Here is a 23,543-nt window from a genome sequence, read left to right on the forward strand (position 1 = left end):
CCCGGCCGCCAAGCCCGGCGGGGGTGCTTGGGTCGCCGCCCGCCCGCGGCGCGATGCGCGCGGGCGGCCCGCTCGGTCAGAGGCCGATGGTGCTCTGCGGCCCCGCGTACGTCCTCAGCAGCGACGGCACGTCGGCGGCCGGGTCGAGGGTGTAGGAGTAGAACGAGCCCGGGGTGAAGGCCGAGCCGCTCGTGACCCGGTCGCCGGTGCAGCCGGTGCAGACGCTGCCGCTCTGGCGGAGCTGGGCGGTGGAGTCGGGGTAGTAGGGGTCGTTGACCGTCTCGTAGTAGCTGTTCTCGATCACCATCTTGGTCGAGCCGCGCGAATAGTTGCCGTAGCCGGTGATGTTCTGCAGGTAGTTGTTGTACAGGTGCGCGTAGGCGACGTTGTCGGTGCTGGGGTTGCGCTGGTTCGTGTGGTGGATCCAGTTGTGGTGGATCGTCATGCGGGCGGTGACGTTGTCGGTCCAGCCGATGCCGAAGGACTTGTTGTTGTCCGCCAGGACGTTCCAGGACACGGTGAGGTAGCTGGTGTCCTTGCGGCTGTCGATCAGGCCGTCGTTCATGCGGGTGATGGTGTTGTGGTCGATCCAGATGTGGTGGGCGGTGTCCATCTGGATGCCGTCGTAGTCGTAGGCGTCGTCGCCCGGGTCGTCGTCGGCCATGCGGGTGTCGCGGATGGTCAGGTTGCGGATGATGACGTTGCTGACGCCGACGCCGAGGAAGAAGCCGCCGTTCACGATGTGGCCGGAGGTGCCCGCGCCGACGATCGTCTTGTTGGAGGCGACCTTGATCTCGGTGCCGTACGGCGTGACCGTGATGGGCGCGCTGACCCTGATGACGTAGGGGGTGCTCGCGGTGGCGTACCTGACGAGGTCGGCGTAGGTGGAGACGGTGACGGTGGCGCCGGCCGCGCCGCCGGTGGTGGTGCTCAGGCCGCTGCCGCTGGTGGCGGCGAACCCGTCGGCGGTCCCCGGCCAGGTGCGCCCGCCGCCCACCGGCTCGAAGGCCCACTGCTTGTTGCTGTTGGCGGTGCAGGTCTCCTGGATGACGGCCGCGCCGTTGGCCGTCGAGGCGCCCTCGTCGCTCACGCACAGCCCGCTGGCCACGCTGACCACCTGGTAGGTGCCGCTGCCCGAGGCCACGAACCGCCAGCTCTGGTTGACCTTGAGCCCGTCGCCGCAGCCCCACTGGTGCAGCCGAAGGCCCGAGGTGGCGGCCCCGTCGGGCACGTCCAGGCACCGGCCGCTGTTGACGTTGCGGAGCGTGTAGGCCCCAGATCCGGCCGAGACCACGGTGAACTGCTGCCAGGCGCTGCCGCTGCAGCTCCACTGCTGCACCTGCGCGCCGTTGTCCTTCGAGCCGGCCACCACGTCCAGGCACTTACCGCTGGTGGTCACTTTGAGTTGGTAGGTGCCGCCCGCCACCGGGACCGCCGCCTGCGCGGGAGCGGACATCACCGTCAGCGGGATCAGGACGGTGAGTGCGGTGAGTGTCGCACGTATGTTCATGATCGTCTTTCTGTGAGAGGGTCAGCCGGCGGGGTTCCAGCCATCGGAGCCGGCCAGGTACTTCTGCGGGGTGTGGTTCGCCGCCTGGGCGTCGGTGAGCTGCGGGCGGTTGGCGTTGGTGCCGGCCCCCGCGCCGGTGTTCCGGTACTCGGAGAAGCGGGCGTTCTTCCAGGAGTTGGCGGACATGTCGGTCCACGGCTGGGCGGTCCTGATCACTGAGCCGAGGGTGGACTCGCGGTAGAGCACCTGGGCGTTCGGGTACCACGGGCGGCCCAGCGTGGTGGTGCCGGCCGAGGCCGCGCCGAAGACGCGGGACCTGTAGAACAGGAAGCCGTACGTCTTGGCGGCGTCCGTGCTGGCGGCGGTGATCGGGCCGCCGGTGCTGCGCTTCTCGTAGACGTCGCAGTTGTCGAAGACGATGGTGCCGCCGCCGAAGATGAAGTCGACGGTGCCCTCGATGTAGGAGTTCGACACGTACGCGCGGGCCGCGTTGTTGACCAGGAAGGTGTCCTGGTCGCCGAGCAGGCGCACGCCGGACAGGCGGGCACGGTCGGCGGTCAGGTTGAGGGCGACCGCCTGGTGGCCGGTGAGCGCCGGGTCCTCGTTGAAGTCGTTCGAGATCGTCAGGTTGGTCGCGACGAAGTCGTGGCCGTCGACGAACGCGGTCGCGCTGCCGGAGGTCCCGTACGCGCCCGCGTGATGGTTGTTAACGATAACAGTCTGGGTCGCCGAAGAGCCGAGACCCTGCAGCGTGACGTACGGCTTGCCCGAGGGCACCCGGACGATCTCCCGGTACGTCCCGGGCGCGATGGTGATCGTCACCCGGCTCGCGTTACCCGTGGGCACCGCGTCGATGGCGGCCTGAACCGTCCGGTAGACGCCCGAGCCGTCGGCCGCCACCGTGGGCCTGACCCCCGAGCCGGCGGGTTCGAAGGCGAACTGCTTGTTGCTGTTGGCGGTGCAGGTCTCCTGGATGACGGCGGCGCCGTCGGCCGTCGAGGCGCCCTGGTCGCTCACGCACAGGCCGCTGGCCACGTTGACGACCTGGTAGGTGCCGCTGCCCGAGGCCACGAACCGCCAGAGCTGGTTGCTCTTGAGCCCGTCGCCGCAGCCCCACTGCTGCAGCCGCAACCCCGAGGTGGCGGCCCCGTTCGGCACGTCGAGGCAGCGGCCGCTGTTGACGTTGCGCAGAGTGTAGACCCCCGACCCGCCCGACACCACGGTGAACTGCTGCCAGGTGTCCCCCGAACAGCCCCATTGCTGCACCTGCGCGCCGTTGTCCGTCGAGCCGGCCACCACGTCCAGGCACTTGGCGCTGGTGGTCACTTTGAGCTGGTAGACACCGCCGGCGACGGGTACGGCCGCCGCCTGCGCGGCCGGCGGCGCTGCCCCGCAGACGACCGCCGTCACTGCGAGCAGGACGGCGGTCGCGAGCTTGCGCACGAACATCAGATGTTCTCCTTCCTCGTGACCCCTGAGGAAGAGGCAGCGCTAATAGGTTTGTCAACTCAACAAACTAATTCGAGCCGAAAACCCGACGTCACGGATGAAACTTTCACGCCGGCGACCCGTTTTCCCCTGCCGGACCTGGGGTGTTGCCGTGGACGGCCGGAACACGGCGCCCGGCCGCACCGTGCCCGGACGGCCCATGTGACGAAAATTTCGAGATTAAGGCCGATTCCGCTGCTAGGGCCGTGGGGCCGGGTCGCGTGCCATTGACGTCGTGCGGGGGCTGACGCAACGTTTCGTGCAACCCATTGCTTGCTCTTCGAAGGAGTCGTGCACGTTGGCCGTCGCCTCGGCACCTCAGCCGCTTCCGAACCCCCGCCGAAGAGGGCGGTGGGCTCGGGACGCGATCATCACCCTTGCCACCCTGTCCGTGGTGGCATTGACGACCGCCGCGCCGGCCACGGCGGCCACGGCGGCGACGACCGCGCACGAGCCGTGGGCCGGCCGCGCCGACGGATTCGCCGGGCTGAGCGCGCTGGGGGTGGACGGCACCACCGGCGGCGCGGCCGGTAACACCGTGACCGTGACGAACCAGGCCGACCTGGAGCATTACGCCACCGCGGCCGAGCCGTATGTGATCAAGGTCAAGGGCTCGATCGCCCTGGAGCCGTACGGCAAGGAGATCGAGGTCGCCTCCGGCAAGAGCATCGTCGGCGAGGGCGCGGGCGCCGAGATCGTGCACGGCGGCTTCTTCCTCAACGGCGTGCACAACGTCATCATCCGCAACCTGACGATCCGCGACTCGTACGTGCCGGGAGACTGGGACGGCAAGAGCAAGGACTTCGACGGCGTGCAGATGGACGGCGCCCACCACGTGTGGATCGACCACAACCACTTCACGAGGACCGGCGACGGCCTGCTCGACATCCGCAAGGACAGCGACTACGTCACCGTCTCCTGGAACATCTTCAGCGACCACAACAAGGCCATCGGCGTCGGCTGGACCACCAACGTGGTGACCAAGGTGACCCTGCACCACAACTGGATCCGCGGCACCCACCAGCGCAACGCCAGCATCGACAACACCGAGGCCGCGCACTGGTACAACAACTACGTCCAGGACACCGCGATGTACGGCACCATGATCCGCGGCAGCGGCCGGCTGGTCGCCGAGAACAGCTACTACCAGTCGGTGCCCGACCCGATCGTGGCCAAGGACCCGGGCTCGCAGGTGGTCCAGCGCGGCAACGTGTTCGCCGGCAGCCCGGGCCGCAACGACCAAGTCGGCGCCGCGTTCGACCCCCTGTCCTACTACGCCTACCGGCTCGACCGCACCGACCGGGTGCCGGCCATCGTCAGGCGCGGCGCGGGCCCCCTGGGCGGGGACCGGCCGGCTCCGCGCGAGGTCACCGTCGCGCTCGACGGCACCGGCGACTTCGCCAGCGTCCAGGCCGCCGCCGGCGCGGCCCGTCCCGGCAGCGTGATCACCGTCAAGCCGGGGGTCTACCGCGAGATGGTCCGGGTGTGGGCGGGCACCAGGGACCTCACGATCAAGGGCTCGACCGGCGACCCGAAGGACGTGCTCATCACGTACGAGCTGCCCGCGAACGGCGCGAAGTTCTACGGCGGCACGTGGGGGACCACGGACAGCGCCACCTTCGCCGTGCTGGGCAGCGGCGTCACGGTCGAAGGCGTGACGCTGCAGAACGCCTACGACGAGTCCGCCGGGGCGAGCCCCGCGCCCGCGGTGGAGACGGCCGGCGACCGCATCGCCTTCACGGGCACCCGCTTCCTCGGCGACGAGGGCGTCTACCAGGCCGACGGCCGCCGCGCCTACCTGCGTGACTGCCACGTCGAGGGCGGCGCCGACATCGTCAGCGGCCAGGGCACGACGGTCCTGGACCGCTGCACGGTGACGTCGTCCGGCGCCGGCTCGGTGACCGCGGGCGGCACCGTCCTGGTCAACGCGAGCAGGCTCGAAGGCGCGGCGGACCAGACGGCCACGCTCGGACGCGGCGGACAGGTCGTGGTCCGCGACTCCTGGCTGGGCGCGCACGTCAAGGACGACCCATGGGAGGGCGAGGGACCTTCGGCCGAGTACCGCAACACCGGCCCCGGCGCGGCGGTCAACGCCGACCGGCCGCAGCTCACCGACGCCCAAGCCCACGGGCACACCGTCCGCGCCTATCTGAAGGGCTGGCAGACCCCATGACCTCCCGGCGGCTCGTCCTCCTGGTCGCGGCCTGCTCACTCGCCGGTGTGCTCGGCCTGCCCGTCGTCTCCACGCCACCGGCGCGGGCGGACACCACTCCCCTCTATCTCGACACCCGTCACTCCTTCGCCGAGCGCGCGGCGGACCTGGTGTCGCGGATGACGCTGGACGAGAAGGCCGCCCAGTTGCGGACCAACAGCGCGGCGGCCATCCCCCGGCTGGGCGTGCAGCAGTACACGTACTGGAACGAGGGACTGCACGGGGTCAGCAGGCTCGGCGCGAACACCGACCACGGCTCGGTCTCCGGCGTGCCGGCCACGAGTTTCCCGACGAACTTCGCCGCGTCCATGTCCTGGGATCCGGAGCTGATGCACGCCGAGACCACGGCCATCTCCGACGAGGTGCGCGGCTTCCTGGACAAGTCCCTGTGGGGCGCGGGCGCCAACAACATCGGCCCGGACCAGAACGCCTACGGCTCCCTGACGTACTGGGCGCCGACCGTCAACCTGGACCGCGACCCGCGCTGGGGCCGCGCCGACGAGGCGTTCGGCGAGGACCCGTACCTCGTCGGGCGGATGGCGGGGGCGTTCGTCAACGGCTACCAGGGCCAGAGCCGGGACGGCGAGCCCACCACCGGCTACCTGAAGGTGGCGGCCACCGCCAAGCACTACGCGATGAACAACGTGGAGAAGGAGCGCTACGCGATCAGCTCCGACACCGACGACCGGACGTTGCGCGAGTACTACCTCGCCCCGTTCCGCCATCTGATCGAGAACGATGGGGTCTCCGGCCTCATGACCGCCTACAACGCCGTCAACGGCACCCCCGCGGTCGCCAACACCTACACCGTCAACCAGATCGCGCAGCGCACCTACGGATTCGGCGGCTACGTCGCCTCCGACTGCGACGCGGTCGGCACCACCTACAACCTGCCGCCGAACGGCCACGACTGGGCGCCGCCCGGGTGGAGCACCGACCACCAGGCCCGCCCGACCTGGACCAGCGGCGTCACCGGCGCGACGCTGTCCGGGCAGGCGGGCGGGCAGGCGTACGCCCTGCGCGCCGGCACCCACGTCAACTGCCGCGGCCCCGAGGCCAACGCGCAGAACCTGCGCGACGCCATCGCGGCCGGCGCTCTCAGCGAGGGCGTGCTGGACACCGCGCTGGTCCGCGTGTTCACCGTGCGCATGCGCACCGGCGAGTTCGACCCGGCCGCGAGCGTCCCCTACACCGCGATCACCAAGGACGTCATCCAGAGCCCCGGACATCAGGCGCTGGCACGGAAGGTCGCCGCCGACTCCCTCGTGCTGCTCAAGAACGACGCCCGCCTGCTGCCCGCCGACGCGACGGCGCTGAACGACGTCGTCATCCTCGGCGATCTGGCGGACAAGGTGACGCTCGGCGGCTACTCCGGCGATCCGGCGACGACGGTCAGCCCCGTCCAGGGCATCACCTCAGCGGTCAAGGCCGCCAACCCCGCCGCCTCCGTCGTCTACGACGCCGCCGGCACCTCCACCACCGCCACCGGCGAGGCGGAGCTCGGCGCCGCCACCCAGGACGCCGTCAAGGCCGCCGACCTGGTGATCGTCGTCGTCGGCACCGACGACAACGTGGCCCGCGAAGGACGCGACCGTACGACGCTGGCCCTGCCCGGCAACTACCGCTCCCTCATCGAGAAGACCGCGGCGCTGGGCAACCGGAAGATCGCCCTGGTCATCCAGGCCAACGGGCCCGTCGCCATCGACGACGTCCGTGGCAGGACGCCCGCGATCCTGTTCAGCGGCTACAACGGCCAGAGCCAGGGCACCGCCCTCGCCGACGTGCTGTTCGGCGGCCACCAGCCGAGCGGGCGGCTGACCTTCACCTGGTACAAGGACGACTCCCAGCTCCCGCCCATCTCCGACTACGACCTCACCCCATCGGCCACCGGCGGGCTCGGCCGCACCTACCAGTACTTCACCGGCACCCCCACCTACCCGTTCGGCCACGGGCTCGGCTACACGGACTTCAGCTACTCCAAGATCCGCGCCGACCGGCCGGCGGTGAGCGCGGACGACGAGGTGACCGTCCGCTTCGACGTCACCAACACCGGCTCGGCGCCCGGCTCGACCGTCGCCCAGCTCTACGCCGCCACGCCGTTCACCGTCCCCGGCTACGAGCTGCCGAGGAAACGGCTCGCCGGCTTCCACAAGACCAAGGTGCTGCGGCCCGGCGCCACCGAACGGGTCGCCCTCACCGTGCGGGCCGCCGACCTCGCCCTCTGGGACGCCGGGAAGATGCGGGCGTTCGTGCCCGGCGGCCCCTACCGGTTCGAGGTCGGTGCCAGCAGCGCGGACATCGCCGCGTCCACCACCGTCCGGGTCACCGGCCGGATCACGCCGAAGGTCCGCTACGTCACCGTGCAGCCTGAGGCCGTCGCCTACCAGGTCGGCGACACCGTCGACCTGACCGGCAAGAACCGCTGGATCGCCGACACCACCGACCCCGCCAAGGAGCGGCGCAACCTCGGGGTCACCGCCGACGACATCGTCGAAGCCGTCAACGACGACCAGTCGTTCGCCGACCTCAGGCGCGCCCGCGTCCGCTACACCAGCAGCGACACCGGCGTGGCCACCGTGAGCCGCGACGGGAAAGTGACGGTGCTCGGCGCGGGCGTCACCACGATCACCGCCACCGTGGACGGCGTCACCGGCTCGGCCGTCATCACCGCCAGGTATCCCTTCACCCTCACCGGACCGCAGACCGTCGAACCCGGCACCACGGCCACGGCCACCACCTCCTTCACCAACTCGGGAACCAGCACGCTGACCGACGTCACCATGACGCTCGCCACCCCGGACGGCTGGACCGCGCGGCCCGCCTCCCCCGCCTCCTTCCCGGCGGTGGCGGGCGGCCAGAAGGTGACGACCACCTGGTCCATCACGGTCCCGGCGGACGCCGAGCGCGGCGGATACCCGCTGCGGGCCACCGTCGCCTACACCGGTCAGGGCGGCCGCGCCGGCGGCGGCGAGGCGGCCACCGGCACGGCGATCCCCTTCGCCGCCCTGGCCGACGCGTACGGCAACGTCGCGATCAGCGACGACGCCCGCCCCGCCGAAGGCAACCTCGACGGAGCCGGGCGCAGCCTGTCCGCCCAGGCGCTCGCCTCGGCCGGCATCACGCCGGGCGGCCCGGTCGTCCACGACGGCCTGAGCTTCACCTGGCCGGACATCCCCTCCGGCCAGGTGGACAACGTCGTCGCGGGCGGCCAGGCGTTCACCTACGCCGGAACCGGCGCCCGGCTCGGCTTCCTCGGCCTGGCCAACAACGGCACCGCCACGGGCACCGGCACGATCGCCTACACCGACGGCACCGTCCAGCCGTACACGATCAGCTTCCCCGACTGGTGGTCCGGCGGCGGCGACACCGTCGCCGCCCTCCCCTACCTCAACACCAAGAACGGCAGGCAGAACCGCACCGTGCACCTCTCCATGGCCTCAGTACGGCTCCAGCCCGGCAAGACCGTGCGGCTCGTCACCCTGCCCGACATCAGCAAGGCCGCCACCAGCGGCACCAACGCGCTGCACGTCTTCGCCGTCTCCACCGGCGGGCTCAGCCGTTGAGCAGGGCCGGCTTCGGGCCGCCGTAGACCGGGTTCTTCGGCAGGCGGTCCTCGGTCACCTGCAACCGCAGCACGCCGGCCTCCTCCGACCGCGCCTCCCACACGATCCAGTCGTCCCCCACCTGACCCGGCCGCCCGGCCGGGTCGACCCGGTATTCGTCGTAGTCCGGCGCCGGCGTGATGACCTCGAAGACCGCCTTCAGCCCCCGGCCGGGCGGGCCGTCCCAGGTTGACCACGCCGTGGTGCGGCATAGTCACGCCGCACCAGCACCGTCATGGCGCACCCGGCCTGACCGAGCTCGCACCCGGCGGGCGAGGTGCCGCTGCCGATCCTGCGGTCGTCGTTCGGGTGGTCGCCGGCGCCGCCGGGACCGGCCACCACCCGAGCGATCTCGCCGACCTGGGTCGGCGACGACGGCACCGGCTCCAGCTTCACGTTCTGGCCCACCGCCGTGAATCCCTCGGTGAACTCGGCGAAGTCGGCCGGCGGGTCCTTGATGACGGCGACGTAGTAGTCGCCCTGGAGCCGGACGTCGATGGCCGAGTTGGCGTAGGAGGTGGCGGCGGCGCCGCCGCAGGACGGCGGGGCCGATCACGGCCGCCGCCGCGAGCAGGCCGGCGGCCGCCGCGCCCACGAGCACGCGGCGCGGCCGACTCGTCCGGCGCGGACGGCGCGAAGGGAGCATCCGGCCCTCGGCCTGCGGCTCCTCGGCGGTGATGGCGGTGAGCAGCGCCCGCGCCCCCGCGCCGGACGCCTGCCCGGCCAGGTCTTCGTCACGGAACCTGGCGAGGTTCTGCACTTCGTTCATACGGACTCCACGGCAAGATGAGCGACGGAGACGCCGGCCCCGGCCAGCGCCTTGGAAAAGCGCTTGCGCGCCCGGTAGAGCCTGATGCGCACGGCGTTGCGTGAGCAGCCGAGCACCTTGGCGATCTCCCCGTTGTCGAGGCCCTCCCAGGCCACCAGTGAGATCAGCTCCCTGTCGTCGGCGGGGAGCTCCCGGAACGTGCGCGCGATCACGCCGAGTTCGACGCCGCCCTCGGGCGAGCGGGCGTACAGGTCGGCGACGTCGGTGTCGAGCTCCACCCGCCGGTCGGCGTGCCTGGCCACACCGCGCCGATGGTTGGCCAGCACGTTCCTGGCCACGCCGTACAGCCAGAGTCTGGCCTCATCGCCCGGTGGCAGCGCGTCGGCGCGGCGCCAGGCGATGGCGAACGTCTCGGCCGTACATGTCGCGAAAGCCGTCAGCATTTCAGCCAGTACGGCTGCTGCCGGCGGGCCGTGGACGGTCAGATCTTCGCCGTCTGCTTGCCCTGGCCTTGCTCGCGGAGGAAACCTGCAGGTCATGAGCATTGGCTGCGCCTGTCCGGGGAAAACTGCAGGTCATGAACACTGATGCTCCGGGGCGGCGAATCCTGCTCACGTCCCTGGCGGCGGCCTGTCTGTCCGGCTGCTCATCGGCCGAGGTGACGAACGAGGTGCGCCCGGCGGCCCCCGTAGCCCGCACGGGACCGGCTCCCGGCACGCCGAAGGCCGCTTACGAGCGGCTGATGGAGGGCAACAGGCGCTGGGTGACCAACGCGCTCCAGCATCCGGATCGCGATCCCACCCGCCGGGAGTTGCTGGCCACCCGGCAGCAGCCCTATGGAGCGGTGTTGTCCTGCATCGATTCCCGGGTGCCCCCCGAGCTGGTCTTCGACACCGGCCTCGGCGATCTGTTCGTCATGCGGAGCGGCGGCCTGGCTGTGGGGCCCGTGATCACCGGCTCCATCGAGTACGGGCCGATGACCAGCGGCACCCCGCTGATCGTCGTGCTCGGTCACCAGCGGTGCGGCGCGGTCGCCGCCGCCTACAAAGCCCTGCGGGACGGCAAACCGCTGCCGGGCAACCTCCAGGCGATCGAGAAGGCGCTGAGCCCGGCCTACGAGCAGAGCGTCCGGCAGGGCGGCGCCGACCCCGCCGAGACGATGGCCAGAGCCCAGGTGAAGCTGACCGCGGACGCCCTGCGCGGCAACCGGGACCTCGCCCCGCTGGTGCGCAAGGGAGCGTTGGCCGTGGTCAGCGCGTACTACTCCCTGGACACCGGCCGGGTCGAGATCCTCAACGGCGCACCCGCGTGAGCGCGGGCGGATCAGGGCGTCAGCCCTTCAGCCCGCTGAGCGCGATGCCGCGGGTGAAGTAGCGCTGGAAGACCAGGAAGAAGACGATCGTCGGGATCGACGCCAGCAGCCCGCCCGCCATGATCGCCCCTTGGTGGTCCGGGCCGGCGTAGTAGGAGTTGAGCCTGGCCAGGGCGACGGGCAGGTTCGCCATCTCGTCGCTCTGCACGATGATGAGCGGCCACAGGAAGTTGTTCCACTCGGCGAGCACGATGAAGATCGACATCGCCGCGAGCGCCGGTCGTAACAGCGGCAACACGATCTTCCACCAGATCCGCCACTCCCCCGCCCCGTCCACCCGGGCCGCCTGGATCAGCTCGTTCGGCACCGACTGGAGGAACTGCACCAGGAAGAAGAGCACGAACGCCTTGGCCAGCGCGGGCATGATGTAGGCGGCGTAGCCGTCGAGCCAGCCCAGGTTCCGCATGATGACGTAGTTGGGGATGAGCGTGGTCTGCCAGGGCACCATCATCGAGGCGACGATCATCAGGAAGATCGTGCGGCGGCCCTTGATATCGTGCTTGGCGATCACGTACGCGGCCAGCGAGCAGATCAGCAACGACCCGACCGTGATCGTGGTCGTGATGAAGAGGCTGTTGAACATGAACCGCCAGAACCCGAAGTCCACCTGGAAACGCTGGAAGACCCCCTGCAGATGGCCCGGGTTGATCCGCTCGGGCGACCAGTCCCGGTCGTAGAAGTTGGCGACGGTGGGCGAGCGCGGCACGAACGACGGCGGCGTCCTGGCCAGCTCGGCCGGCGGCTTGAACACCGTGATGAGCAGCCAGTAGAACGGCGCGATCATCGTCAACGCCAGCAGGTAGAAGGGCAGGCGCAGCAGATGCCCGTTGAGCCGGGACCGGCCGCCCCCGGCGGGCGCCGTCCCCTTGCGCCGCGACGGCGGCGCCGGGGCGATCGTGTCCATCGGGACGACGGCCATCACAACTCCTTCATCGCGCGGCCCAGGCGCAGGTTGACGAGGCTCAGCACGAAGATGATCAGGAAGAGCACCCAGGCGATGGCGGAGGCGTAGCCCAGCTTGAAGTGGGTGAATCCCTGGTCGTAGAGGTAGGGCACGATCATCAGGCCCGAGTCGAGCACGCCGCCGACGCTGTTGGTGCCCCGGAAGACGATGTAGACCGCCTCGAACACCTGGAACGCGCCGATCAGGCCGGTCACCACCACATACGTGGTCACGGGACGCAGCAGCGGCAGCGTGATGTGGCGGAACCGCTGCCAGGTCGAGGCGCCGTCGATCTTGGCCGCCTCGTGGTACTCCTCGGGGATCGAGCCGAGCCCGGCGACGTACAGCACCATGCCGTAGCCCATGCCGCCCCACACCGCCATCAGCACCAGGATCGGGATCGTCAGCCCGGGCGTGGCCAGCCAGGCCACGGCCCGGCCGCCGAACCAGCCGGCGATCGTGTTGGCCAGGCCCACGTCGCTGGGGAACAGGACCCACTTCCACATGAGCATGAGGGCGATGGAGGAGGTCACGGACGGCAGGAAGAACAGGGTGCGCATGATCCGGTGCGGCCAGCTCGTGCCGCTGAACGCCAGCGCCAGCCCCAGCGACAGCAGTGTGCCGATCAGCACGGAGGCCACCACGTACACGGCCGTGTTGCCCAGCGCGTGCCGGAAACGGGTGTCCTGCGCCAGTCGCAGGAAGTTGTCCGGGCCGGTGAACGCGGCCGGATTGATCCCGTCGAAGGTGGTGAAGCTCAGGTAGAGCGAATTGGCCAGCGGCCAGAGCAGGAATGCCGCGAACAGCGCGAGGAAGGGCAGCAACATCGCGTACGAGGTGCCGTAGCGGCGCAGCCTGCTGCGCAAGGGGATCGGACTCGCCATGTCAGGCTCCAGGTTCGGGCCTGGGACCGGCCCCCCGGGCCGGTCCCAGGGGCGGCTAACCGGCGTTGCGTTCCATGACCTTGGCGGCCTCGGCCAGCGCGGTCTTCACGTCCGCCTTGCCGAGGATGGCCGACTGGAGCTGCTTGGACACGTCCGGGGCGCTCTCGTCCCAGCCGGGGCAGCCGGGCGCGGCCTTGCCCGTCTTGAACGACGCCTCGAAGACCTGGGCCTGCTCAGGCGCGAACGACGAGGCGCTGACCACCTTGTCGGGGCGCGGCGGGATGTAGGGCAGGTTCCGCTTCCTGGCCTCGTCCACGATCGCGGCGATGGCCTCGTCGCTGTACATGAACTTGACGAAGTCGGCGCCCGTCTGCGCGTGCTTGCTGAAGGACGTCACCCCGATCGCGCGCCCGCCGATGAACGTGGTCGGCCCGGCGGGGCCGGCGGGCAGCGTGGTCATCGCCCACTTGCCCTTCAGCTTCGGCTTGTTGACGTCGATGCCCTTGGCGATCCAGTTGCCGCCCACCACCAGCGCGGTGCCGGTGTCGAGCGCGTCGGACGCCTCCACGCTGGCGGTGGGCGCGCCGTGCTTGCGATAGAGGTCCACCCAGTACGTCAGCGCCTGCTCGGCCTGCGGGGTGTTGAGCGAGGGCTTGCAGTCGGGGGTGTAGAACGTGCCGCCGGCCTGGTAGAGGTAGTTGAAGTAGCCGATCCAGTCGAGATTGCCCCAGTCCTGGCTGTAGGGCTTCTTGACGCCGGCGGCCTTCAGCTTCGCGATGGCCGCGGTCAGCTCCTCCCACGTCTTGGGCGGGCCGTCGAGGCCGGCCTTCTCCAGCAGGTCGGTGCGGTAGTAGAGGGCGAGGGTCGACATGTCCAGCGGCACGCCGTACACCGAGCCGTCAGGGGAGATCGCCGACTCCCACTGGGCGGCCTGGGCCTGCGCCTTCAGCGACTCCAGGCCGTGCTTGCGCAGGTCCACCATGGCGCCCCTGGCGCCGAACTGGATGGTCCACGTCATGCCGCCGGAGATGACGTCGGGCCCGCTGCGGCTGGTGGCGGCCGCCAGGAGCTTGGCGTAGGCGTCGTCCCACGACAGGGTCTGGACCTTGACCGTCACGTTGGCATGTTGCTGGTGGTAGAGATCGGCCGCCTTCTGGAAGATCGCGGTCTCGTCGTCGCCACCCGTGGACCAGAAGGTCAGGGTCGCGGGCGCGTTCTGGTCCGCCTGCACGGTCGGTGTCCGGCCGCTCGTGGCGCAGGCCGCGCTCAGGACCGCCAGCAGGACCGTGCCGCAGGCTGCCATCGTTCGTCGCATAGAGACCATCCGATCTATCGCGCTTTTGTCTAGGGATCTCACCACTTAAACGGGTAAGTGACAATAGTGAGTCATGAAAGTTTCATGGAGCGGTCCATGCGCATTCAGCCTGATGAACGGGGCTTTCTCGGTTCATGAGGGAGGGCACGCCGGAGATCAACCATCCGATGTGTGGACGCGCGCGGCGTCAGGCCCGGCCGGGCTTTACTTCTTCGGCACCGCCGCCATGGGGATCATGCGCATCGCCGCGCCCGCGACGGCGGCGTTGCCCACGCGGTCCTGGCCGGCGGCGAGCGTGGATGCCACGTGGGAGGGCAAGGTCTTCGACTGGGAGTCCATGGCGGTCTTGGCGGCCTGGGCGTTGCCGATGACCGCCGGGACCAGGACGAGCTGGGTCCTGCCCCGGTCGGCCGCGGCGGCCGTGCGCAGCTCCTTGGCCGTGACCGGCACGGCGGGCTGGTGTTGCGGCGGAGGCAGCTCATGCATCGGTGGTCACCCCGGGGTCCCGTTGTCGGCCAGCAGTCCGGCGTACGGGCCGAGCTCGGACGGGCGGAACAGGCGGGCCTCGCGCTGGAACTGGCGGGAGACGCCTTTCACCACGTGACGCATGCCGATGGCCCCGCTGTTGGTGTCGGCCGCCGCCAGCGCGGCCGCCCGGGCGGCCGCGGTGATGCCGGCGCCCGTCATGTCCAGGCGGCACAACGCCTCCAGGTCCACGTCATCGGCCAGCGGGGCCTGCGGCGGGAAGGCCCGTTGCCACAGGGCGCGGCGTTCCGCGACGTCCGGCCTCGGGAAGTGCACCACGAAGTGGAAGCGGCGGCTGAACGCCGGATCGATGTTCTCCTTCAGGTTGCTGGTCAAGATGATCAGGCCGTCACTGGCCTCCAGGCGTTGCAGCAGGTAGCCGACCTCCAGGTTCGCGTAGCGGTCCGTTCCTTGTTTGACCTCGCCCCGTTTGCCGAACAGGGCGTCGGCCTCGTCGAACAGCAGCACGGCGTGGCTGTTCTCCGCCTGCTCGAAGACCGTTTCCATGTTCTTCTCCGTCTCCCCCACCCACTTGGAGACCACCTGCGCCAGATCGACCCGCAGCAGTTCCAGGCCCAGCACGCCCGTTATCACCTCGGCGGACATCGTCTTGCCCGTTCCCGGCTCGCCGGTGAACAACGCCTTGATCCCGCCGGTGGAGCGGCCCGCGAAGCCCCACGACTCGGCGATGCGGGGCCAGGCGCGGAACGCCGACGCTATCTCCGCTATCTGGTTCAGTTGCGGCTCCGGCAGGACCAGGTCGTCGAGGTCGCGCCGCGGCACGATGGACTGCACCGCGTTGCTGGTGCGGCCCCTGGTCACCGTGGCTATCGCCGGCTCGACGTGCTCCGCCAGCGGCGCCGGGTGGCCGTTCCCTGACAGGCGGGCGCCGGCGTCGGCCACCGCCGCCACGGCGCGTAGCTCGCCGCCCGTCATGCGGTAGCGGGCGGCCAGGTCTTCCAGCACGTCCCCGTCCAGGACCGGGAAGGCGGCGGACCACATCGCCCGCCGTTCAGGAAAGCCCGGGGCGGGGATCGTCAGCTCCGCGTAGGTCCGGGTGGCCAGCAGCGCCGCCGGGCGCCATGGGGTCGTGCCGGTCAGGCAGATCGGCACGCCGGATCTCAGCAGCAAGGCGTCGGGCCGGGCGGGCAGGTCGTCGGTCGGCAGCCACAACACCGCCTCCAGCGCGGCGGCCATGCGGAGATCGGCCTCCAGGTCCGCGGTCGTGCGCCGCAACCGTCTGCCCGCCGCCTTCGCCAACGCCTGCGCGACGTCGATCTGGCCGTCCGGGCGGCAGCCCCACAGGCCCACCAGATCGATGTCGCCCGCGGCCAGGGCGCGGCCGAGCTTCGGCAGGCGTTCCATGGACAGGTAGGGCGACACCACGCCCGGCTCCGGGTTCGCCACCTCGCCCGGGTCGTGGCCCAGCAGCCCCGCGTCGCCGCCCCAGCCCATCAGGAAGTCGAAGACGCCGCTGCCCAGCGTCAGGTCCTGCGCCTGCTCCGAGGAGGATTCGCCGCACCCGCGCAGCAGGCCCAGCCGGCGCAGGCGGCCGGTCGGGCCGACCGCCCTGCGGAGCGCCAGGCAGGCGGCCGGTGTTTGCGCGCACACCGTCACCAGCAACTCCACGCACGGCGCCCTGCGGTTCAGGTTGTCCACGATGTAGGCGTAGATGCGCTCGTAACCCGTGTTCAACTCCGGCGCCGCCACCAGCAGCAGCGCGTCCTGCTCCATCCGGGTCAGCCCGAAGCGGGTGGCCAGCGCGTCCAGCGGCAGGGTCACCCCCTCCGCCGCGGCGAGCCCGCGCAGGTGCTGCTCCGGCTCCGAGTCGGGGCGCGGAGCGGGCGGCGGCCCGGTCATGGCCTCCGTGAAGGCGCCCACCCGATCCAGCAGCGCGCCCACCTGTTCGTCGGTCACGCAGAACGGCGTCAGGTCCGGGCGGGTGAGCAGCGCCGCCGCCTCGGCCTGGCGGGCCACCGCCAGCCGCAGCGCCTGGTGCAGGTCCGCCAGGCGGATGCGGAGGTGCTCCACCGCGAGCCCGCTCATGTCAGCCACCCGAGAAGGTCAGGGTCCGGCCGCCCAGCCAGACCACGTTCGGCACGTCCGCCAGGGCCCCGCCGCGCCACAGGTCCGCGTGGCGCCGGCCGAGCGGGATCCGCACGCTCACGGTGTCGCGGGAGAATCGGATCGTCCCCTCCAGGTCGGCGAACCTCGTCAGTGCCAGCATCGGATCGGGGGTCTCCCGCTCCCGCCACAACATCCACGCGAGCATGCCCAGGGCCAGCGACGCCGCCAGTGTCACGCTGCGTTCCAGCGCGCCGTCCGCAGCCAGGGGGACGGCTCGGTGCGCCACGAACAACGTTCGTACCAGGTCGTCCGTGCGCTCGGCCAGGACCGGAAGCTCGGCGGCCAGGCGTCGCTCCACACCGCCGGTCGTCCACAGAGGCGTCCGCCAGGGCAGGCGGGACAGGGGATCGTCACGAAGCGGGCGCACGTCGGTGAGGAACCGGACGCCCGCCCCGGCCAGCTCGCGCAGGCACGGCGGCGGGAGCGCGCTGTCGCGGACCAGCACCGGCGGGCGGCCGCACATCTCCCAGTGCGGCAGCAGGCCCGCCGTCGCGGCGGCCCACGCGATCGGGAACATGCCCTGCGCGTCCACCAGCAGCAGGCCGCCGTCCACGCCCACCACCAGCAACGGGTCGGCCGGGTCGTGCCCCCGGCACAACGACAGCGCCAGGACGCCGTCCAGCACCGGCAGCGCGGGGCGCACCCGGTCGGCGAAGCCGGTCAGGTCCGGCGCCGACTCCAGGCCGGCGAACGCCGCGGCGGCCGCCCCGGCCGCGCCGGTCCTGCGCCATCCCCGTTCCGGACCGTCCAGCACCTTGTACGCCAGCGCCGCCGCGAACAGCGGCACCTCCGCCGGCAGGCCGACGCCGGCCAGCGCCGGGCCGATCGCGTCGAGGTAACCGGTGCGCGACAGCGGGCCGGCCAGGAGGAACGGGAGCACCGAGCACACCCTGCGCTCCCCCGCCGCCCGAGGCCCGCCGGCCGCGTCCACCGGTACGCCGGCGGGCGGCGGCTCGATCGCCGCCCCGGGCAGGGAGTGCAGCAGCTCGACGAGGTCGTCGTGTGTCGCGGACCGCAGCGGGAGCGACAACCGGCGGCCCAGCTCGGCGGCCAGTTCGCTGATCACCTCGGCCGCCGGCGGCGCGGCGGGACCGGGATCGGGAGCGCGGGCCGACGCCGGTGCCGGGGCGAGGAGCGCGGACAGGTACGTCCGCAACGTCTCCTCGGGCAGCGCCGCCAGCAGCGCCGCCAGTTCGCCGCGCTCGGCGAGCTCGCTGAACAGCGCGGCAGGTGTCGGCCACCACGCATCCTCAGCCGTGTGGTGGCCGGCTTCGTGCACGGCCGGATTGTCCGCGGCAGGCGGCCCGCCCGGTGCCGGGCCGGGCACGGCGCCGGGAACCGGCTGGGGCACCGGATCGGCGCCCGGCGCGGACTCGACCACGAAACCGGCCGGCACCAGGCCGTTCCCGGCGCCACGGGCGAGCCGGACGGTCAGGCGCACCGGCTCGGTGATCTCCAGGTCCGGGCCTTCGCCGGCCAGGTGCTCGTCGAAACGTTCGGCCAGCAGGTCCGGCAGCGCGTCCAGCACCTGCCGCACCAGGCTCTGGGGATCGGGGCCCCAGCTCCACCCACCGCGCCGGACCACCCGCACCACGCACCGGTGCACGGTGATGCCACCCGCGATGGGAGTGCTCACGGCTTGCTCACCGCCCGCAGGACGCCGGTCCAGCCGGTCACCAGGGCCAGCACCTCGTAGGTGCCGTCGTCCACGGTCACCGGGAGGACGACCGTGTCCTGCCCCGCCGGTATCCGCCCGGCCAGCACGTGCACGTCCTGCCCCTCGGCGACCAGCGCCAGCACGGGGGTGTCCTGGCTCGTGTTCTTCACCGGCACCGTGATGACGAGGCCGGTCGCCGTGAGCGTCACCCCTTCGCCCCAGGTCGCCAGCCGCACCAGCGCGGGTTTCGGCTTCTGCCCCGGGACCTGCTCGACGCCGTACGCCAGCGGGTCGGCGAACACGCGCGGCTCGTCGTCCGGCTGGTGGACGGCGAGCTCTCTGGCCGGCAACGAAAGCCCGCCCTCGGCCGCCGACACGCGCAGCGGCAGCGCGTCGCCCACCAGCGCGGCCACGCCGGCGTCGGCGCCGGGCAGGACCGCGCCGATCGCCGAGACCGCGCCCACGACATGGCCGGTGTCCGGCACGTACACCACGAGCAGGCTCATCCTCCGCCACCGCCGTTCGTCGCCGCGACCGTTGCCAGCACGAGGAAGTCGACCGTGCCAGGCTGCTCGACGACCTCCTTGGGATCGCGGGCGGGGTCGTAGAACCGCATCCGGCACCGCACCCGCCGCGCGCCGTCCACGGTGGCCTGCACCGGGACGCTGAATCCCGCGTCGGACGGCGGGATCCGCGGCGTGACGTACACGTGCAGCTCCACCCGGCCGTCGGCGACCTCCTGCGGCGCCACCCCGGACGGGAGCGGCAGCAACATGCCGTCCGTTGCCGTGCCGGACGTCGCCAGCACGCTGCCCGCCGCGATCCGGCCCGAGAAGCTCCCCGCGACGGTCAGGTTGCCGTTGCCCGCCACCGTCATCAGCGGGCTGACCGAGCCGTTCCCCTGGTACAGCCCGAAGACCAGGCTCGGCGGGTCGTCGCCGGACAACACCAGCGCAGGCTTGCCCTCCTGCACCGTGGTCTGCGAGCGCAGCGACAGGGTGCCCGACCGCGCGGCCACCGTGTCCGCCCGCACTCCCGCGTACCTCGGGCGCACGCCGCCCGTGTCCGGCCTGGCATCGGTGAAGTGCCCGTCGGTCCACTGGACGAAGCCCAGCAGCACCAGCCAGCGCACCGGCGGGTCGGCCGGTGCGGCGCCGACCGCGGGCGGTTGCTGGTCGGCGACCAGGCGCTCGTCCCCCAACCGGCCGAAGAGGAGCTGGTAGGTCTCCGCCACGCGGGCCGCCCCTGCGCTGCTCGAACACGACGCCGGGCCGGTCGAGGGCTGGGGCCGGTCCGCCGCGGTCAGGAACACCGGGTACAGCCGGTCCGTCCGTTCGGCGCCGTTGACCGCCGCGAAGTCGGCCTCGGAGAGCACGACCGGGGCGTCGACCACGATCTCCCGGCCCGTCCCGTCGAAGGCCAGTCCCGGCGACACGGTCACCTCGACGTAGCGGGCGTCCGTCGCCGGGTCGGTCCGGTTCTCGGTGGTCAGCGCCAGTCCCTCGGCGATGCCCCAGTCGTGCAGGTACCGGGCGTGCCGCGCGGCCGTTCCGCGCGCGTGCCCGACCGTCGCCGCCAGGTCCGCGGCGGCGAGGACCTGGCCCTCGTGGAACGCGGGGCGCAGTGGAGTGGTCACGACGACTCACCCGACTGTGGCTTGCGACCCGGTGACGGCCGCGTGCGCCGGGCCGGCGGCTTCGACGGCTTGGCCGGCTCGGATCCCGAGCCCGACTCAGGTCCCGATCCCGATCCCGATCCCGATCCCGATCCCGATCCCGATCCCGATCCCGATCCCGATCCCGATCCCGATCCCGATCCCGACTCCGGTTCCGGTTCCGGTTCCGGCCCGGACCCCGGCCCTGCTTTTGGCCCTGCTTTCGGGCCTGCTTTCGGTCTCGGCTTCGGCCCTGCTTTCGGTTCCGGCGTCGGCGCCGGGGTGCTCTCCAGCTCGGAGAGCCGGTCGCCGAGCCGTTCCGGCAGCTCCGCCCGTACCTGCGAGACCTGCTCCCGCGCGGTGTCGAGCTGCGCCCGCACCGCCGCCACGGTCGCGGTCAGGTCGCTCACCTGTGCCCGCAGCGCGCTCAGCTCGTGCAGGCCGTCGGTCACCTCGCTGGGCACCGTGTACACCTGCTCGTGCAACGGCCGCGGCACGGTCTCCCCCGGCGCGGGGGTGATCAACAGGTGCCACATCTCCTCCAGCAGGCCCGCGCGCGGCCAGTCGTCGAGGAGCCCCGCCACGTACGGCCGCCGCACCGGGCCGTCCGGCGGGACGACCGGCCGCTGGTGCACCGGCACCGGCCGGCAGCACACCTGCTGGGCGAGGTGGCGCAACTGGTAGAGCTTCGGCAGCCACTCGCCGTACGCCGCCCCGCCCGGCAGCACCTGCTCGCGGGTGGCCGTGCAGACGCGGACCACGTCGCAGCCGTCCAGCTCCAGGTGCGCGAGCAGCACGTCGGTGTCCGCGCAGTCGGTGCACGGCGGGTTCAGCGTCGAGCAGGCCGCGTCGGCGAGGAAGCGCCGCACGTACACCGTCAGCTTCCCGGCCGCGTCCGCGATCTGGTCCAGCTCCGCGACCGACAGCCGCTGCGCCGGGTCCGGCTCGGGCGTGGGCAGCGGCTGCGGGATCGCCACCTTCCGTACGTCGTCCCGCAGCGCGCCGTCCCCGAGTCCGGGCGTCCGGTCCAGGCGGACCAGCAGCCACTCCCGAAGCTGGACGAGGTCGGAGCGGAACTCGGCCCGCAGCACGTTGCTCACCGGGGTGCCCTGTGCGAGCAGGCGCACCTCCAGCGGCGACTCGGTGTCGGGGGTCACGACCCGCGCCCTGGCCTCGGCGACCACGGCGACGGCCGGCGAGCGGTGCGCCTGATCCGGCCACACCTGCCGCGGATCGGTCGCGGCCAGCCGGGCGCACGCCGCTTCGAGCACCTGCCGGGCCGACTCGACCTCGCCGAGGCCGTGCTCGCCGCGCAGCCGCTCCTGCCCCGCCCGGTCGTAGGTGTCGTAGCGGGCGATGGCACTGGCCAGCGCGCGCACGTGCTCGGTCATCTCCCTGGCCACCGGCGGCGACGTCACCCGCCCCTCGCCGCTCTGGCCCAGGAACTCCACACCGCGGGCGTAGCGGGCCGCGTCGTCGGCCGTGAACTCGATCGGCCGGGTGGCCGCCGCCCCGGCGACGGACAACGCGTCCAGATAGAGGCCGAACCGCTGCCCCAGGACGCGTACCGGCTCGTACTTGTCCTTGGCGCCGACGGTCGCCAGCAACCGCGAGACCGGGTTGTAGCGGTGGTCGTCGGAGGTGTCGCACTTGACGACGAACCGGAACCCCTCCTGGATCCGGGACGGCACGCAACCCGGCGACGGGCACGGCTCCTCGGTCGAGTAAGGGGCGACCGGCTCGACCGGCGTCTCCTCGTAACGCGCGTAGAGCCCGTAGCTGCGCTGGTCGTCCGCGCACGGGTCGCCGCACACCACGCCCAGCGACGCCACCCGCGACTCCCGCACGAGCGCCTGCACGTCGACCTTCTCCTTGCAGGACAGGACGATGTCGTTCCCGCCGGCGTCGAGCGCGTGCCCGGGGTGCACGACGACCGTCCCGCCGCCGCACGGGTCGCAGCTCACCTCGAGCCCGCAGACGACACCCGGTCCCGACACCATCCTGTTGTGCAGGCGGGACTTTCCGGTCAGGTAGTCGACCAGCAGGGACAGGTCGTCCTCGGTGAGCAGCTGGCCCGCGAAGAACCGCGGCCGGACGAACGCGGACGGCCCGCGGGTCGCGCCTCCGCAGCCGCACCCGCACCCTGCCTTGCTCATCGGCGCTCCTCCGTGATGAAGAACCAGCTCTCGAAGACGTCCCCGCCCGCACCGTTGCCCGAGGTCCACGGCCCGACGCCGGACGGCGGCAGCGCGCAGCCGGATTCGGGGGGCTCGTACGCCGCGTCGGGCTCCGGCCAGTCGCCCGCGATGTCGCGGCCACGGCGGATGTAGGGCACCTTGCCGCCGACGTTGGTGCCGTCGACCGGACGGCAGCACCGGTCGAGGATGAACGCCGTGCGGACCGTGACCAGCACCCGGTCGCCGTCCTGCAGCGTCTCGCGGGTGGTCTGCCGGTACCGGAAGCGGCTGGTGAACTCGCCGCCGTCCGGCTCCTCCAACGCCCCGCCCATGTACCAGGTCTCGGCGTTGCGGCCCGCGCCACCCTCGATCACCTGGATCTCCACGACGCCGGGCAGCAGCGTGTCCACCCGGACGTCGTCGGAGAAGCGCACGACGAGCCCGCCGGACTGCTTCTGGGTGCCGAGCAGTTCCCTGGCCTCGTTGACGGTGTAGGTGTGGCCGTGCCGCCAGTTGATGCCGGTGATCACCGTCGGCACGTACGTGCCGAACGGCCGGCGGATGTTCATGTGGATCTGGTCCGCGCGCACCGGCCGGTGCCAGTCCACGTCGTCGATCCTGGCCAGCCAGAGGACCCGGTGCGCACAGCGCGAGCAGCACGTCTCGCACCGCTCGTCCTTCGGCGGCTCGCTGGTGGTCACCCGGACGGCGTAGCTCTCCTCGGTGTAGCCGAACTCGCAGTCGGAGGTGTCCGCGCAGGTGGAGTTGAAGACGGTCCTGGTCGGCTCCACCGCCCGCTCGTCGTACTCGATGCCGACCCACACCGTGTTCCCGGCGGTGCGGTCGTCCTCGTGCAGCGCCTCCCACAGGTCGATCGCGCAGCCGCCGGCCACGACGAGCTCGTTGCCCTCGCAGTCCACGCCGAGCCCGGAGGCGATCCGCACCTTCGCCCTGCGGCGCCGGTGGTGGCCGCCCTCGCTCTCGGCGGGCGCGTCATCAGCGGGTGCTTCCTCGCCGGGCTCGGCCGGCGCGTCCTGGGCGGGTGCGGCCGGCGCGTCCTCGGTCTCGTGGCCGTCCGACGGCACCGGCGTCACGAACAGCCCGCACACCACGCCGTAGCCGAGCAGGCAGCGCATCCGCAGCCGCAACTTCTCGCGGAAGTACTCCTGCTCGCGCTGGAAGTCGCGGGCGGTCAGCATCTGGCCGTGGAAGTACCGCAACCGGCGCGACGGGGACGCGTCGAAGTCCCCGTGCTCCGGGGAGTGTGCGGCCGGCTGTGCCGATATCTCGGTCATCTCTTCCGTCCTC

18 protein-coding genes are annotated in these 23,543 nt (G+C 71.7%); 3 read left to right on the top strand and 15 right to left on the bottom strand.

Features of this window, described 5'->3' with window-relative positions; all coding sequences use genetic code 11:
* Positions 1 to 76: 76 nt before the first annotated feature.
* Both ACWD0F_RS38760 and ACWD0F_RS38765 read right to left on the bottom strand, forming a co-directional pair.
* Entirely contained in the window at positions 77 to 1,510 is a 1,434-nt protein-coding gene (locus tag ACWD0F_RS38760) for an RICIN domain-containing protein (protein WP_449885467.1), read from the bottom strand.
* A gap of 21 nt (positions 1,511 to 1,531) precedes the next feature.
* A complete protein-coding gene (locus ACWD0F_RS38765) occupies positions 1,532 to 2,959 on the bottom strand; it encodes a pectinesterase family protein (protein ID WP_449885469.1) in 1,428 nt (475 codons plus the stop codon).
* A gap of 433 nt (positions 2,960 to 3,392) precedes the next feature.
* On the opposite strand from ACWD0F_RS38765, the gene ACWD0F_RS38770 reads away from it, so the two are divergent.
* Positions 3,393 to 5,171: a pectinesterase family protein gene (locus tag ACWD0F_RS38770; RefSeq protein ID WP_449885472.1), complete on the top strand. Its 1,779-nt coding sequence runs from the start codon at positions 3,393 to 3,395 to the stop codon at positions 5,169 to 5,171.
* Positions 5,168 to 8,773 (top strand): glycoside hydrolase family 3 C-terminal domain-containing protein, encoded by a 3,606-nt coding sequence (locus tag ACWD0F_RS38775; RefSeq protein ID WP_449885475.1) that lies wholly within the window; start codon positions 5,168 to 5,170, stop codon positions 8,771 to 8,773. The genes ACWD0F_RS38770 and ACWD0F_RS38775 overlap by 4 nt, the downstream gene beginning before the upstream one ends.
* Here the strand turns inward: ACWD0F_RS38775 and ACWD0F_RS38780 are convergent.
* From ACWD0F_RS38780 to ACWD0F_RS38790, 3 genes are all read right to left on the bottom strand, one after another.
* Positions 8,763 to 8,894 (bottom strand): hypothetical protein, encoded by a 132-nt coding sequence (locus ACWD0F_RS38780; protein WP_449885477.1) that lies wholly within the window; start codon positions 8,892 to 8,894, stop codon positions 8,763 to 8,765. The genes ACWD0F_RS38775 and ACWD0F_RS38780 overlap by 11 nt on opposite strands.
* Before the next feature lie 77 nt (positions 8,895 to 8,971).
* Entirely contained in the window at positions 8,972 to 9,220 is a 249-nt protein-coding gene (locus ACWD0F_RS38785; protein WP_449885480.1) for a hypothetical protein, read from the bottom strand.
* A 357-nt stretch (positions 9,221 to 9,577) separates the two neighbouring features.
* A complete protein-coding gene (locus ACWD0F_RS38790) occupies positions 9,578 to 10,024 on the bottom strand; it encodes an RNA polymerase sigma factor (RefSeq protein ID WP_449885482.1) in 447 nt (148 codons plus the stop codon).
* Between the two features lie 134 nt (positions 10,025 to 10,158).
* On the opposite strand from ACWD0F_RS38790, the gene ACWD0F_RS38795 reads away from it, so the two are divergent.
* Positions 10,159 to 10,893, top strand: coding sequence for a carbonic anhydrase (locus tag ACWD0F_RS38795; RefSeq protein WP_449885485.1), 735 nt, complete (start codon positions 10,159 to 10,161; stop codon positions 10,891 to 10,893).
* Positions 10,894 to 10,912: 19 nt separating this feature from the next.
* Here ACWD0F_RS38795 and ACWD0F_RS38800 read toward each other — a convergent pair whose 3' ends face one another.
* The 10 genes from ACWD0F_RS38800 to ACWD0F_RS38845 form a co-directional block, all read right to left on the bottom strand.
* Entirely contained in the window at positions 10,913 to 11,872 is a 960-nt protein-coding gene (locus ACWD0F_RS38800) for a carbohydrate ABC transporter permease (protein WP_449885488.1), read from the bottom strand.
* Positions 11,872 to 12,780 carry a carbohydrate ABC transporter permease gene (locus ACWD0F_RS38805; RefSeq protein WP_449885491.1) on the bottom strand — a complete coding sequence of 303 codons (909 nt, stop codon included), beginning with the start codon at positions 12,778 to 12,780 and terminating at the stop codon, positions 11,872 to 11,874. The genes ACWD0F_RS38800 and ACWD0F_RS38805 overlap by 1 nt, the downstream gene beginning before the upstream one ends.
* Positions 12,781 to 12,835: 55 nt before the next feature.
* Positions 12,836 to 14,095, bottom strand: a complete 1,260-nt coding sequence (locus ACWD0F_RS38810; protein WP_449885493.1) for an extracellular solute-binding protein — start codon at positions 14,093 to 14,095, stop codon at positions 12,836 to 12,838.
* Between the two features lie 204 nt (positions 14,096 to 14,299).
* A complete protein-coding gene (locus tag ACWD0F_RS38815) occupies positions 14,300 to 14,581 on the bottom strand; it encodes a hypothetical protein (protein WP_449885495.1) in 282 nt (93 codons plus the stop codon).
* 6 nt (positions 14,582 to 14,587) lie between these two features.
* The gene (locus tag ACWD0F_RS38820; RefSeq protein ID WP_449885498.1) at positions 14,588 to 16,666 is read right to left on the bottom strand and encodes an ATP-binding protein; all 2,079 of its coding nucleotides are present in this window, start codon (positions 16,664 to 16,666) and stop codon (positions 14,588 to 14,590) included.
* A 1-nt stretch (position 16,667) separates the two neighbouring features.
* Complete coding sequence (locus tag ACWD0F_RS38825; protein ID WP_449885500.1) at positions 16,668 to 18,383, bottom strand: hypothetical protein; 1,716 nt, start codon at positions 18,381 to 18,383, stop codon at positions 16,668 to 16,670.
* Positions 18,380 to 18,910 carry a hypothetical protein gene (locus ACWD0F_RS38830; RefSeq protein WP_449885503.1) on the bottom strand — a complete coding sequence of 177 codons (531 nt, stop codon included), beginning with the start codon at positions 18,908 to 18,910 and terminating at the stop codon, positions 18,380 to 18,382. The genes ACWD0F_RS38825 and ACWD0F_RS38830 overlap by 4 nt, the downstream gene beginning before the upstream one ends.
* Positions 18,907 to 20,040, bottom strand: a complete 1,134-nt coding sequence (locus tag ACWD0F_RS38835) for a hypothetical protein (RefSeq protein ID WP_449885505.1) — start codon at positions 20,038 to 20,040, stop codon at positions 18,907 to 18,909. Before ACWD0F_RS38835 ends, ACWD0F_RS38830 begins: the two co-directional genes overlap by 4 nt.
* Complete coding sequence (locus ACWD0F_RS38840) at positions 20,037 to 22,214, bottom strand: hypothetical protein (protein WP_449885508.1); 2,178 nt, start codon at positions 22,212 to 22,214, stop codon at positions 20,037 to 20,039. The genes ACWD0F_RS38835 and ACWD0F_RS38840 overlap by 4 nt, the downstream gene beginning before the upstream one ends.
* Positions 22,211 to 23,530: a hypothetical protein gene (locus ACWD0F_RS38845; RefSeq protein WP_449885511.1), complete on the bottom strand. Its 1,320-nt coding sequence runs from the start codon at positions 23,528 to 23,530 to the stop codon at positions 22,211 to 22,213. Before ACWD0F_RS38845 ends, ACWD0F_RS38840 begins: the two co-directional genes overlap by 4 nt.
* Between the last annotated feature and the right edge of the window lie 13 nt (positions 23,531 to 23,543).

The organism is Nonomuraea sp. NPDC002799 (assembly GCF_053592075.1).

Bases quoted from the DNA above. Each gene is read 5' to 3' on its own strand.
- ACWD0F_RS38765 (WP_449885469.1), bottom strand. From the start codon at position 2,959: ATGTTCGTGCGCAAGCTCGCGACCGCCGTCCTGCTCGCAGTGACGGCG.
- ACWD0F_RS38805 (WP_449885491.1), bottom strand. From the start codon at position 12,780: ATGGCGAGTCCGATCCCCTTGCGCAGCAGGCTGCGCCGCTACGGCACC.
- ACWD0F_RS38775 (WP_449885475.1), top strand. From the start codon at position 5,168: ATGACCTCCCGGCGGCTCGTCCTCCTGGTCGCGGCCTGCTCACTCGCC.
- ACWD0F_RS38795 (WP_449885485.1), top strand. From the start codon at position 10,159: ATGAACACTGATGCTCCGGGGCGGCGAATCCTGCTCACGTCCCTGGCG.
- ACWD0F_RS38830 (WP_449885503.1), bottom strand. From the start codon at position 18,910: ATGAGCCTGCTCGTGGTGTACGTGCCGGACACCGGCCATGTCGTGGGC.
- ACWD0F_RS38760 (WP_449885467.1), bottom strand. From the start codon at position 1,510: ATGAACATACGTGCGACACTCACCGCACTCACCGTCCTGATCCCGCTG.
- ACWD0F_RS38815 (WP_449885495.1), bottom strand. From the start codon at position 14,581: ATGCATGAGCTGCCTCCGCCGCAACACCAGCCCGCCGTGCCGGTCACG.
- ACWD0F_RS38845 (WP_449885511.1), bottom strand. From the start codon at position 23,530: ATGACCGAGATATCGGCACAGCCGGCCGCACACTCCCCGGAGCACGGG.
- ACWD0F_RS38820 (WP_449885498.1), bottom strand. From the start codon at position 16,666: ATGAGCGGGCTCGCGGTGGAGCACCTCCGCATCCGCCTGGCGGACCTG.
- ACWD0F_RS38840 (WP_449885508.1), bottom strand. From the start codon at position 22,214: ATGAGCAAGGCAGGGTGCGGGTGCGGCTGCGGAGGCGCGACCCGCGGG.
- ACWD0F_RS38810 (WP_449885493.1), bottom strand. From the start codon at position 14,095: ATGCGACGAACGATGGCAGCCTGCGGCACGGTCCTGCTGGCGGTCCTG.
- ACWD0F_RS38790 (WP_449885482.1), bottom strand. From the start codon at position 10,024: ATGCTGACGGCTTTCGCGACATGTACGGCCGAGACGTTCGCCATCGCC.
- ACWD0F_RS38800 (WP_449885488.1), bottom strand. From the start codon at position 11,872: ATGGCCGTCGTCCCGATGGACACGATCGCCCCGGCGCCGCCGTCGCGG.